Annotated in this window: 9 protein-coding genes; 2 read left to right on the forward strand and 7 right to left on the reverse strand. The window is 39.1% G+C overall.

What is annotated here, in order from left to right:
- Positions 1–115 precede the first annotated feature (115 nt).
- The gene (locus tag NEOC65_RS05240) at positions 116–361 is read left to right on the forward strand and encodes a transposase (RefSeq protein ID WP_213151575.1); all 246 of its coding nucleotides are present in this window, start codon (positions 116–118) and stop codon (positions 359–361) included.
- On the forward strand, positions 343–534 hold the full coding sequence (locus NEOC65_RS05245; protein ID WP_347566645.1) for a hypothetical protein: 192 nt from the start codon (positions 343–345) through the stop codon (positions 532–534). The genes NEOC65_RS05240 and NEOC65_RS05245 overlap by 19 nt, the downstream gene beginning before the upstream one ends.
- A gap of 84 nt (positions 535–618) precedes the next feature.
- On the opposite strand, the gene NEOC65_RS05250 is transcribed toward NEOC65_RS05245, so the two are convergent.
- The 7 genes from NEOC65_RS05250 to tkt form a co-directional block, all read right to left on the reverse strand.
- Complete coding sequence (locus NEOC65_RS05250; protein WP_213151573.1) at positions 619–2391, reverse strand: protease-like activity factor CPAF; 1773 nt, start codon at positions 2389–2391, stop codon at positions 619–621.
- A 29-nt stretch (positions 2392–2420) separates the two neighbouring features.
- Positions 2421–4151, reverse strand: coding sequence for a protease-like activity factor CPAF (locus NEOC65_RS05255; RefSeq protein ID WP_213155982.1), 1731 nt, complete (start codon positions 4149–4151; stop codon positions 2421–2423).
- A gap of 157 nt (positions 4152–4308) precedes the next feature.
- The gene (locus NEOC65_RS05260) at positions 4309–6876 is read right to left on the reverse strand and encodes an ATP-dependent Clp protease ATP-binding subunit (protein ID WP_213151571.1); all 2568 of its coding nucleotides are present in this window, start codon (positions 6874–6876) and stop codon (positions 4309–4311) included.
- A 1037-nt stretch (positions 6877–7913) separates the two neighbouring features.
- Positions 7914–8354: a hypothetical protein gene (locus NEOC65_RS05265; RefSeq protein WP_213155983.1), complete on the reverse strand. Its 441-nt coding sequence runs from the start codon at positions 8352–8354 to the stop codon at positions 7914–7916.
- Positions 8355–9061: 707 nt separating this feature from the next.
- Positions 9062–10447: a protoporphyrinogen oxidase gene (gene hemG, locus NEOC65_RS05270; protein ID WP_213155984.1), complete on the reverse strand. Its 1386-nt coding sequence runs from the start codon at positions 10445–10447 to the stop codon at positions 9062–9064.
- Positions 10444–11484, reverse strand: coding sequence for a uroporphyrinogen decarboxylase (hemE, locus tag NEOC65_RS05275; RefSeq protein ID WP_249299078.1), 1041 nt, complete (start codon positions 11482–11484; stop codon positions 10444–10446). Before hemE ends, hemG begins: the two co-directional genes overlap by 4 nt.
- Positions 11481–13478 (reverse strand): transketolase, encoded by a 1998-nt coding sequence (gene tkt, locus NEOC65_RS05280; RefSeq protein ID WP_349305297.1) that lies wholly within the window; start codon positions 13476–13478, stop codon positions 11481–11483. Before tkt ends, hemE begins: the two co-directional genes overlap by 4 nt.
- Positions 13479–13527: the final 49 nt, after the last annotated feature.

The following is a 13527-nucleotide window of genomic DNA, read 5'->3' on the forward strand; positions in this document are numbered from 1 at the left end:
ATTTAAAGGGTGTTTCATGCTTGAAAAATATTTTGAGAGCATTTTTTCTCCCCAGTTACTATGATTTTTTACGCATAAATCCTTATAAAGCTCTTAATTTCTTGCAAAGTTGATTATGAAACCAATCAAGCTAGATAATCAACAAGGCCGCCTTTTTAAATCCCGCTTTAGCGATGAGCTTAATCCAAATCATCCTCTTATCCAGCTATCCAAATTGATTGAATGGAAGCAGCTGGAAGAAGAGTTTGATAAGCTGTTTGTAGAAAGCCAGCCCGCTATGCCTGTAAAGCTAGTTGTAGGGCTCTTTATCTTGCAACATATGTATGGCTTTTTGATGAAAAAGTGGTGTATCGATGGGTAGAAAATCCTTATGGGCAATACTTTTGCGGGTATGAATTTTGGCATCATGCGTTGTCTATCCATCCTACTTCTTTAATTAAATGGGGGTCTAGGTTAGGAGAAGCTGGACTTAGCAAGGTTTTACAAGGGACAATTACAGCAGCTGTCTTGACCGGCGCCGTAAAAAAACCTTAAAAAGGTCATTGCCGATACAATAGTGATGCCTAAAGCTATCGCTTTTTTTCCTTATTATTGATAAAGCTGCGACAAGGTTAGCTTTTACTTGAATAAGTCTTCCACTGCTTGCAACACAGCCTTTGTATAACCTTTATAGTTATAAATAAGATCGTCGACGGTGATTTCATAGGGAAAATCTGGTGTAACACCAAGATTTTCAAGCGGTCGATCGCCTGTGCGATAGAATATAGAGCCGGTGTAAGAAAAGCTAGCAATGCCAAAAAGGTTAGGATATTCGTGCTCTAAAACAAATCCTCCGGCGCCTGCTGTCGGCGAGCCAAAAACCTTCGCGCGCTGGTTATCTTGTAAAATGGCTGGAAAAAGATCAGCGCATGAAAAATCTAAAGAATTTACTAAAATTAGGATAGGTTTATTGTAATGAGTATGCGGATTAGATGAAACAGAAGTAATTCCATAATAGTGGAGAGGCTGAGTAAATGTTCGTCCTGCGTTCCATTCATCAATAATGGTCTGAAAAAAAGCGGTAATCCCCTCAGTATTGTCACGAGAAATTAGAAAATTCGGAATATTATCGATCAAATCATTAAGTATATTGTGATGGTTATTTACCATCTTCAAAGCTTTAGCGACATCTTGCTGAGTAATGGTAAGCCGTTCCAGAGGTAATTCAAGAGAATATTCACTGAGTAGAGAGAGCAAAGAGAGCAGATAGGCTAATGATCCTCCCGGATTGTTAAGTTGATCGATAACCAATGCATCTGTCTCGTTTTGAAAGTGCTGGATGATTGTCTCTAACTCCTTATATTCATTTTCACTAGCAGCATAGGTAGGGATACGTAGGTAGCCAATCTTTTTATGATTAGTTGTTTGAAAAATATAAGAATAGTAATGTAAAGAAGTAGCTCTCCATAGCACCTCCCCTAATTCTGGGACGAAACTTTGATAGCGCCCCAGTACTATATAATCGCTTTCGCTATTACCTTCTTCCAACAAGCCCCAATTTTCTTTTTTAAATTTATTAATAGATTTTTTGGCTACTTCCATTTGCCTATGTAAGGGAGTGATCATCTCTTTATCAAAAAAACCCAGACCTTTTTTCATAGAACATATCTCTCCGAAGCATGTAGAGTAAAAGCTAGCTGAAGGAGAATGATTTGTAATGTGTTCAGGCACGTATAGCCATTCAGGTGTATAAGTATTTATTTGATTCGCATGATGATGTCTAATAGTAATAGGCACGCTTCCCTGCTCCACTTCGTAGCCCATGCTGGCTAAGCGCAATGTTAGATATTGCTCAGCCAAACGCTGATCGGTCGCGGTTAAAGCTTTTCCAAAAGATTTCAAGCTAAATTTCTTAAAGTATTCATCAATTGGCATATTTCCAAATGCTAATACTTCATCGCCTATCTGCATATTCGCAAGCATATCTGCAAGGCTTGAATCCATTTTTGCATAACTTTGAGAATTTTTTGGTAGCCAAGCAACAAAATATCTTCCCTCTGCTCCTTCTAGCCGGAAGGGCAAAAAAGACATTTCTGTGGCATAAAAGTCTATTTTTACATGGTAATCTTGCATGGAGTTAAAAAAATTCAGCAAGATCTTTTGATAATCATGAAGGGATAAGCTACTTCTTCTCAACACTTCATCCTTAGCTGCTTGTGCTTCTATCTCTAAATCCCAGCCTATATAGTTTTTTTTCCATTCAGCCGGTGCATATTTTGAGGCTAATATACTTTTTATAAGGTCAATATTTCCTAGCATTTTAGCGCGATAAGCCTCGGATGCTAAGAGAGTAGACCCTAGATAAAAAAATAAAAAACTATATAAAGCCGCAAGGAAGATTTTGTTAATCATTAATCGCATTATCTAAATTCAAAAATTATTTATTCTAAAAGGTTAGCAGTATTAGGTAAAAGTCCATCCACCCTAAGAGAGACAACTTCATTAACAACATCGATAAAGCCGGCAAACTCTTTTGTATAATCCTCTGCAGTCCAAAGGCAAGTCAGATCAGGCTTAACTCCTACATTTTCAAGAGGCTGCTCATTGTAGTGATACACAAGTGATTGTGTGAAAACTAAATCAGCTATTCCAAAGCGATTGGAATACTTTCTACGTATGATAGAACCTCCCGCTCCAGCCGTTTGCTCACCTAATATTATTGCCCGCTCATTGCCTTGTAACAGAGCAGGTAGAAACTCTGCACAAGACATACTTAAAGAATTAGTTAAAACGAATAAAGGCTTAGTGTACTGCGTAGTGGGATGAGGATAGATGGTTTTTATTCCATTCACAGGATATAAATCGGTGAAATATTTACCCTGCTTGAATTGATCTTGAATATATTTGGCATATTTAAAAAGATAGCAAGCTAGTTGCCTATCGACAGTATAGCCATGGATATGTGTCCCTAACACCTGTGTAGCGTCGTGATCGTTAACAATATCTTTTAACGAAGAAGCATCCTGTACAGCATAGTATACATTTTCTTGAGTAATAGAGAAGTGTTCTTTTAAATTGGTCAGCGGCTTAGAAGTTAACATAGAGGCTAGGGCATACATGTAAAAAGTAAAGCCACCAGGATTATTCATGACATCCACGATTAGGGCGTCTGTGCAACTTTCCATCTTAGTAATAATTTGCTGGAACTGCCCTACTTGGTATGCATTTCCTTGAAAATCAGGAATACGTAGGTATCCAATGTTTTTATTGTTCTTTAAAGAGTAGATATAAGCGTCAAAAATGGGCGAATCGGCTTTCCATAGTACAGGCCCCAACGCAGGGAAAAAATTTATCTTAGCGCCTAATAGCTCGGCTTTATCAGCTAAACAAGGAGAATGGTCGGCCAAACTAGCATAAAAAGGCAGAATGTGCTCTTGATGAAAAAAGGGAGGTTTATCCTCATCCTCTCTGTCTAAATTAAGAGGCATGCTTAAAGAATAATTATTTTTGATCTCTTCAGGCGTATACTCCCAGTTTACTACAAAAGAGTGAACTTGTTGGCTATCAGGTTTTCTAGAAACTATTTCTATTGGACCTTGAGGAACATCTTGCAATCTAACAGCTTTACGTAAGGTAAGCTGCCATTCGCTAAGATGTTGATAAGTTTTGTTGCGGCTAGCTCCAAAGGCTGATAACCTAATCTCTTCCACTACTTCCTTGACTGGCCTTCCGTCAAAAGATAAAATCTCATCGCCCACCTGGAGATCTATTTGCTCTTTTTTAGCCCACAAATTATCTACCCATACAACAAAATAATGGTCCTGTACCCCTTGCACGCAAAACGGCAGAAAGGCATATTCTGTAGCATAAAATTCAGCCCGTGTATGTAAATCTTGTACGGAATTAAATAAGTCACGAATAATTTGATGATAGTGTTTGTTAGACAAGGAAGGGGAAGAAAGGATTTTTTCTTTGGCTTTTTCAACCTCCTGATCTAAATTCCAGTTTAGACATTTCTTTTTCCATTCAAAAGGGGCATAACTGATTTCAAACTCATGCTTAATAGCCTCCAGATTGGCAATCATTTGCGACTGGCGGTGGCAACAATCTTGCGCCATTATTAAATAAATAGGTGCAATTAAAAAAGCTAAAACATTGATAATTTTAACCATATAAAACCTCTCTACTGTGCATGAAATACTATAGGCCTCCCTTCATTTGCCGGTAAACAATAAAAAATTTATGCAAGGGAATTCCATAGATATTTTAGAAGCAAAGAGCGTCTCTTAAGGTTTGCTGGGTAGCAAACCTTAAGGTTTAGGCAAGCTTTTAAACAGTAGGAGTAGTTAAAATCTTTTTATCTACTATTTTTCTGTTTAAATTTATAAGTTCTTCTTCATGAATAATTAAATGATCCTCATCTGCTGTAACCGTACAACGGCAGCCCTTCTCAGGATGCATTAAAAGCTTTTCGGCTAAAGGATCTTCTAAATACTGCTCAATGGTGCGCCTCAAAGGCCGAGCCCCCATTTCCGGCTGGAAGCCTTTGTCGACCAAGAAATTTTTAGCTTTTTCATCAAGAGTGATGTAAACTTCACGTTTTTGTAAGCGATTCTGCATTTTTTTGATTTCAATCTCAATAACCTGCATTAAAGCTTCACGATTAAGCGGACGGAAAATAATCATGTCATTTAAGCGATTAAGAAATTCTGGCTTAAATTGTTTTTTAACAGCTCCTTCAATCTTATCCTTAATGCGCTCGTAGTCTAAAGATCCTTCCTCGGCACCAAAGCCTACTTCTGTGGTTTTCCTAATCAGATCAGCACCTAAATTAGAGGTCAAGATGATAATAGTATTACGAAAATCTATTTTACGGCCAAATGAATCAGTTAAACGGCCTTCTTCTAGGATTTGTAATAATAAATCCATTACATCGGGATGAGCCTTTTCAATCTCATCAAAGAGTACAACCGAATAAGGACGCTGGCGGACCTGTTCTGTTAGCTGCCCGCCTTCTTCATGGCCTACATAGCCTGGTGGAGAGCCTGTCATACGGCTGACAGCAAATTTCTCCATATACTCTGACATGTCAACTTGAATAAGCGCATCTTCGCCTCCAAACATGTTGATAGCAAGCAAGCGAGCTAAGAGAGTTTTTCCTACTCCTGTTGGCCCTAAAAAGAGAAAAGCCCCTATTGGACGATTAGGATCTTTAATATCTGCACGACTTCGACGTATAGCCCTGCAAACAGTTTTAAGAGCCTCATCTTGACCGATGATGCTACCTTTAAGATGCTCTTCCATCTTAAGAACTTTCTGAGTTTCTCCTTCAGTAAGGCGACTAATAGGAATCCCAGTTTGCTTTGCTACCACCTGAGCGACATCTTCGTCTTCAACAATTACCTCATGCTCTTCTTTATTCACTTCCCATTGATTACGCAGCTGCTGGAGCTGTTCCCTCAATGTTTTTTCCTTATCACGTAACTTTGCAGCTTTTTCATATTCTTGCTTAGCGATCGCTTCTTCTTTAGCTAATCGTGTTTCCTCGATTTCTGCTTCAAATTTGCTTATATCTTGGGGCTGATTCATCATGGAAATACGCATTTTGGCTCCCGCTTCATCTAATAAATCAATCGCCTTATCTGGCAAAAATCGCCCATGAAGGTAACGATCTGAAAGAACAGCAGCAGCAGTCAGCGCTTGAGGAGTATAAATACATTTGTGGTGATCTTCATATTTATTTTTTAAGCCACTTAAGATTTCTATTGTATCTTCTACTGAAGGAGGCGCTACCACAATTTTTTGAAAACGACGCTCTAAAGCAGCATCTTTTTCAATATGCTTGCGATATTCATCGATAGTAGTTGCCCCTATGCACTGAATTTCTCCACGAGAAAGAGCAGGCTTTAAAATATTAGAAGCATCAATAGCTCCTTCGGCAGCTCCCGCGCCTACAATCGTGTGGAGTTCATCAATAAATAAAAGAACATTTCCATTCTTTTTAATTTCGTCCATGACCGCTTTAATACGCTCTTCAAATTGCCCGCGATATTTTGTACCTGCAATCATCAAGGCTAGATCAAGAGCAATTAAACGCTTCTTTCTTAGATTATCAGGAACTTCGCCTTTAACAATGGCTTGGGCAAGTCCTTCTACAATAGCAGTCTTTCCTACACCCGCTTCCCCGACCAGCACAGGGTTATTCTTGCGACGACGACAAAGGATCAAAATAAGTCTTTCAACCTCGGGCTTACGACCAATCACAGGATCCATCTTATTTTCTCGGCACATTTCCGTGAGATCATGGCCATAAGCTTTAAGGGCAGGCATCTTTTCCAGCCCTCCACCCATGCCTGAATTGCCTTTGTCATAAGGCTTACCTGAAGATCCCATCTGACCACTAATCTCCCCAGAACGGGAAGAAGGAGATCCTGCTCCAATAGGAGGCAATTGGAGATTGAAAGTTTCTAATTCTTTTAATACTTCTTTGCGAACTTCCTTAAGATTTACATTTAAATTTTCTAGTACTTGCGCCGCCACGCCATCCGTTTGGCGCAATAACCCTAATAGTAAATGCTCAGTTCCTACATAATTATGGTTAAGATTTGCCGCTTCTTCATTAGCATGTTCAAATACTTTTTTAACCTTTCCCGTTAAAGCTGGGTCCCCATACACTTGAATTTCAGGTCCGTACCCCACGAGTTTTTCTACTTCATTCCGCACTGTCTCAAAATCAATATTAAGGTTGCGCAATACATTGACTGCCACTCCTTGACCCAACTTGAGCAACCCTAGTAAGACATGTTCAGTGCCCAAATAATTGTGATTTAAGCGCTGTGCTTCTTTTTTGGCAAGCTTAATGACTTGCTTTGCACGATTTGTAAATTTGTCAAACATAACAATCTCGTAGTTAAATGGCGTATATTTTAACTGTAGCCTCAGGCTCTATTTTTTGCAACCTAGGTTACCTGTTCTGAAAAAAGAGAAAAGGCTAAAGAGTTAACTGCCTGTCCTAATTTTATATTGTTTAAGCATAAGTAAATTTAACATTATTTTAAGGTAATAAACACTATTTTTAATCTTTTAATTTTTCCTTAAAATACTTGGGATCCCCCTATAACTTAATCAAGCTATCTCCAACGTTCACCTAAAAGTAAGACTTTAAAGGGCTTTTAAATGACTTTAAAGCTTTTCTCCTATTGTTACAAAGAGCCTATAAAGTAAACCATGTTTTTCTCTAAAAGCTCCTATATATAGGCTAAGTATATAAGCTAAATCTATTTTTAGGGATTCTATCCATAAGAATAACACTTGATATAAAAAACTTAAAGCCACCTTTTATTTAAGCAAAAGCATCTAAAAATGAAGAACTTACACTACTATTATAAGGAGGTAAGAGCTTTCAAAGCCCTAAGATGCGATTCTACAGGCATCTGTAAAGACGAAAATGCTAACAAATAGCTATTTTCTATTTCCTGCACTTCCTCATTTGCATGGGCTCCTTATCGTCAAAAATTAAGCAGTTCTGTACCCATGACCGCTTACATTAATGGAGAAGATTTAAGAAAAAAATTTTCATTAATAAAGAATTTAACAACAGCCTTATGGGAGGAAATAGCTAAGAATTATAAAAATTATAAACTTATAAAAAAACTCTTCTAGCCTTTTTCTTTTTAAGGTTTTTAGTATAAAAATAGCCCATGAAACCTATTTGAAAGCAAGGGGTTATAAAACCCATCATTAGCTTGCAGATTTTTTTTCTTTTTTGGTTCCTAGCCTTTTTGATTTTCTCTTCTTAAAATTATGCTCTTAATGATTTTCTCAAAATTTAATTTTTTAAGTCTGCCCGATGGATCTTGTGTTTCCAATCGTGACCAATCGATAGGAGTTGCATTTTCCATCCAGCGGAATAAATTTTTTTGAAAGGTTTTCAATCATTTAGAATGTCGCTGAAACAGCATGGCAAGCTCAGCAACAGCCCTAGCGGAAAATTTTCCTAATTGCGTAGCGGCATACCAGATACCATAAAAGTCTTTGTAAGCTTTTGAGGGGGCATTACGCTTTGGAAATGTAAGGCCTTTATGAAACATCCATGCTCCCGGGGACACAACCAAGCCTCTCTCCCCCGAATAGGTTACAAAGTTTAAATTCATTTGCAAACTTAACGACAAATAGCTCAATGGCTGTGCAATGACTCCAGCTATTAGGACGTTTTTGTTTTTATCTCCACGAGTTACTGAATCCGTAAGAAACTCGATTTCCACTTCAAAGCCGTTAATTTCTTTAATATAGGCTTCTGTAGCTGGGTGATCATAATCTTTAAAAATGGGGGTAAATCCGGATTCTTTTAAGCAGTAGGCAATATTTTTGTTCATAACACTAGGAACTTTTCGTGGGATTAGAGAATCAAGATCATGGGTGCCTACATGTGCTATTCCTACTTCTTGATTCGCTAGGTTCGGAATTTTTTTCTTCTAGCCTATTTTTATAGTGTTTTGCTCCTTTTAAATTTTTCGCCTTAATTTTAATGAGCCCCCTTTTATGATTCAGGGATACGATTGAAATTGATGTTCATAGTCCCTTAGGCCAACAAACATCATTTATCTTTCTAATTTTTGTTATCCCCCTTTTCAAGTATGCTTTATTATTCCTCTAAACTTCATGGATTTGCTAAGGATTGCTATTACCAAACTTTTGGATGATTCTTCATGTGAAAATTCTCTTACGACTCTTATGCGTCTCTTAATCTTCTGATTCTCTCTCTGTCTTATAGGAGAGGTTTGTTATTTTTACAGGATGACTGCAACTAATAAGTTCTTAGCAAAACCAAGAAGCACTTGATCAAAACGGACAAATATTTAAGGCCTTAAAAACGAAGTTACCAAAAGCTTTACCGCAGACCTGTAGCCCATAAGAGAAAGTGCGAGAGTAGGCATAAATTATTAAAAATTAAAAATTTGCTTACAATTGGTTACCTTTGAAAGAAGGAAGCTTTCATTAAAAATAAGAAGTTTGATGTGAGCATGCATTAGATTGAATGCATCAGATGTTTTACTGCATAAAACGTTAATAAATAAGGATATTATATGCTATCAGGAATCAAGCGAGAATAGGCCATCGAATAAGCTTGGGCTATACAATCATTCACTGAGACACCATTAAACGCACTTCCTAATAGTTGCAGATGAGGGGATAATTCCTGCAAATATTTTCCTATCAGCATTTTTTTTTGTTCATGCCCTATAAGATATTGAGGGATAGCATTCTGGGCAAGATGAATATCTACAACATCGGGCGCTGCATGAAACTGTAAGTGATTAGAGATCGCTTTTAAAGCACTATTCAAAAAATCTGATTCTTTTCTTTGCGAAAAATCACTCATGCGGGTGCCACCTATCATTACAGTCAAACGCGTTTCTAATGAGTGTAAGCTTTGCTGGGGAAATATACAGGAGTCCCAAACCATTCCCAAAATTTCCTCTTTTTCTTTAGAAGGTATTAAATATCCAAATCCTTTGGAGGTTAATAATTTTTGCTTATAACCTAAGCCTACCACTGCAATCGAAGCATTAGCAATTGAGCTTAATAGATTAGCCAAAGGAAGATGATGTGGGCGTATAAGAGCGGCCAAGGAAGCGGGTGGCAAAGTCGAATAAACCTGGTCTGCCCATAAAGTTTTACCTTGAGCAAGCCCTAATTCTATTCCTTTTTTTTGGAAATTCAATTCAGTTACTTCTTGCTCATGCAAAATAGATTCATGCAGGTTTTGCGCTAGCGCGTTCGAGAGAGTTTGCATGCCCTCTTTAAAAGAGAATAAGCTTTCTTGGCACATTCTCTTAATATAAAGAGAAGAGGGAGATTGCCTATTTGTGAAAAAGTGTAGGAAAGCTCCTTTTGTAAGAGAGCCATGTTGTCGTTCCCACTGAAATAAGTCAGGAAAGCAAGATTTTATCGACAGTTCATGAATATTTCCTCCATAGATGCCGGAGGTAAGAGGATCTAAAAAATTTTCTGCCGCTTCGCTGCCTAGGCGCCTTGTGAAAAAGGCATGAATAGTTTCATCCTCATTTTCTCCCGGTGGAATTTGCCATTCTTTAAATAGATTAAAGGCTACCTGCCTTGTTAAAGGAGAAAATAGCAAAGAAAATAGATGAGAGGGAATTTTTTGCAAATGCTTGTCTAGATACAAAAAACGCTGTCGGGCTGCTTGATCGGCCACGATTACCTGCTTTTGCAAGCCAAGCTCTTCAATAAGACGAAGGGTTGCCTTTCCGCTGCCACGCGTGCGACAACTACGAGGCCCTCTTTCAAAGAGAAAGCCCTCCTTTTTATAGGAATTAATCCATCCTCCTAAGCGATTACTTCTTTCTAGCAAAGTCAAAGAAGCAGCAGAGCCGTGGCGCTTCCTTAGATACCAAAGAAGGGCAAGTCCTGAAATGCCTCCTCCTATTACAACAATTCTTTTCATAGAGATTGCACTGTTTCTACCAAAAATCTAACAGAATCATAGGGAGTATCGGGCTTAACACCATGGCCTAAATTAAAAATGAAGGCACGATCACCATGCATAGCATCGATTAATTGCCGCGCCTCCTGCTCTATTTTTGCATGAGGGGCATACAGAATATCCGGATCTAAATTCCCTTGTAGAGCGATATGAAAAGGCACATATTTACGCATATGCGCTAAATTACAGCTCCAATCTAAGCCAATACCCTGAGGAGAGGCTTCTGCTAGCTTAGGAGCAAAGACGGATGAACCGCGACAATAAAGAATTGCAGGGACAGAATATTGCTGTAAAAGCTTTACCAATTTCTTCATATATTCATAGGAAAATTCTTGAAATTGTCCCCAGCTTAAATGGTTGGCCCAGGAATCAAAAATTTGAAAAGCATGTACGCCTGCCTGCACCTGCATTTCAATATATTGAAGAGTAGCTTGTAAAATTTTATCCAATAGTTGATGAAAACTAGTTGGATGGCTAAGCATCCATTTTTTTGTTTTGAGCAGATCTCGGCTACTGCCACCTTCAATCATGTAACTTGCTAGAGTAAAGGGCGCGCCACAAAATCCGATCAGGGGAACTTTTAATTCTTTTACCAGCAGCTTAATTCCTTCCGCTACATACGCAAGCTTTTCTGCCACAGGGCCCGCTGATAAAGCTGCAACATCCTTTTCTGTTTGCAAAGGTCTTGCTATCACAGGTCCCTTACCTTCCTCAAACGACAATCCCACTTCAAAAGCTTCAGCTACAACTAAGATATCCGAAAAGAGAATCGCTGCATCCATGCCAAAAGCCTGCAGTGGCAAGTTAGTCACCTTTACAATCAATTCAGGATGATGGCACATCTCCAAAAAAGAATATTTCTGACGAAGAGCCCGATATTCCGGCATATAGCGTCCAGCTTGGCGCATCAACCAAATGGGGGGGCGCCCCTGGTTATGCCCATGCAGGGCGAGCAAAAATTTGCTGTTAATGATAGCGGGGTCAATGGTTTTCATCATGGAAGAAGCTTTTTCAAAATAGCATCCACTGTGAACCCAAACTCTTGCGCCAAAGCAGCAGCCGGAGCGGAGGCGCCAAAGCTGTGCATACTAATTGCTATGCCGCTTAAACCGATATATTTATGCCACCCCTGCTCCACGCCAGCTTCAATGCTAACACGAATGCCAAGGTCGCCACCTAAAAGACTCTCTTTGTAAGCTGAATCTTGCTCTTCATACAATTCCCAGCAAGGCATAGAGATCACGCGTACGCTCTTCCCGCTTTTTTCTAAGGCTGCCGCAACATCAAGCGCTAGATGTAATTCTGAGCCGGTGGCTAGCAAGGTATAATCGGGCTTAGAGTTTTCTTTTCTAAGGATGTAAGCGCCTCGTCCCATGCCATCTGCATAAGAAAAGCTTTTTGTTGCGGTTATTTCCGGAAGATTTTGACGAGTTAAAATAATAGCTGTAGGTCCAGGATAGCGTAAAGCTGCCGCCCATGCCATTTTCACTTCATAGGCATCTGCTGGCCGAATAACGCGTAAATAAGGAATGGCTCTCAAGGAGGCATAATGCTCAACGGGTTGATGAGTAGGGCCATCTTCTCCTAAAAAAATTGAATCATGCGTAAACTGATAAATCACATGAGCTTTTTGCAAAGCTGCCAAGCGAATAGCATTGCGCATATAGTCGGAAAAAGTCAAAAAGGTACCAATAAAAGGTATGATCATATCGGTTTGGTAAAGACCATTAGCAATCGCAGCCATACCAAATTCGCGTACCCCGTACTTGATATTACGGCCTGAAAAGTCACCTGATTTAACTAACGGATAGTTTTTTAACATGGTTAAATCTGAGCCCGACAAATCTGCAGAGCCCCCATAAAGCTGCGGCAAAAATGTAGCTAAGACGTTTAATACTTCCTGAGATGCTTTCCGTCCTGCAATAGGAGATTTAATCTCTATAGCCTTCAAGCGCTCTTCTAAATCCACAGGTAAAGAATTACAAGACATAGCTTCATAAGCCTTTAACAAATTAGGGTTTGCTTGAGCCCAAGCATTAAAAGTTGCCTGCCACTCTCTTTCTATAGCTATATGCTCTGCTATTTTTTTGCTAAAAAACTCTTTAACTTCTGAAGGAACATAAAATAAAGGCTCTTGAGGGATGCCTAGTAGATCTTTAGTCGCTTTAACCTCTTCTACTCCTAAAGGGGCACCATGAGCTTTGTTTGTTCCTTCTTTGTTAGGTGAGCCTTTTCCAATAATCGTATGGGCGATGATGAGCCGAGGACGCGTTTGCTTCTCGCTAGCCTTTAAAAACACCTGATGGATATCATCTAAATTGTTGCCGTCCATCTCGAAGACTTCCCAACCATATGCCTCGTAGCGCATTCTAGTGTTTTCAGTAAAGCACTCACTTGTGGGACCATCTAAGCATATGTGATTAGAATCGTAAATTAAAATAAGGTTATCAAGTTGCAAATGAGCTGCTAAACAAGATGCTTCTGCGGAAACACCTTCCATTAAATCCCCATCGCCACATAAGCAGTAAACCTTGCTATTAAGAATCTGGTGGGCCTCTGTATTAAATTTAGCTCCTAGCAATTTTAAGCCTAAAGCTTGACCTACGGCATTGCCTATCCCCTGCCCTAAAGGACCTGTAGTCGTCTCTACCCCCTCGGTATCTAAGGATTCAGGATGCCCTGGGGTTTTAGAGTGAAGCTGCCTAAAGTTTTTAAGATCTTCTATGGAAAGAGGATAGCCCGCTAAATGTAGGGCAGAATAAAGAAGCATAGAACCATGCCCGGCCGAGAGAATAAAGCGATCGCGATTGGACCATTTAGGATTTTTAGGATTATAACGAAGTAAATATCCCCATAAGTAAGCCCCAATTTCTGCGCATCCCATCGGTAATCCGGGATGCCCTGAATCTGCTTTTTGCACAGCATCTATGGAAAGCCCTCTAATGGTATGAGCGGTTTTAGCTAAAACAGCTTTAAGCTCAGGATTTAAAATTTTTGAAATATTTTGTTTATTATTTTTTAAAGAACTATTGACTTCAACC

Origin of the sequence: Neochlamydia sp. AcF65, assembly GCF_018342435.1 — a bacterium.
GTDB lineage: Bacteria > Chlamydiota > Chlamydiia > Chlamydiales > Parachlamydiaceae > Neochlamydia.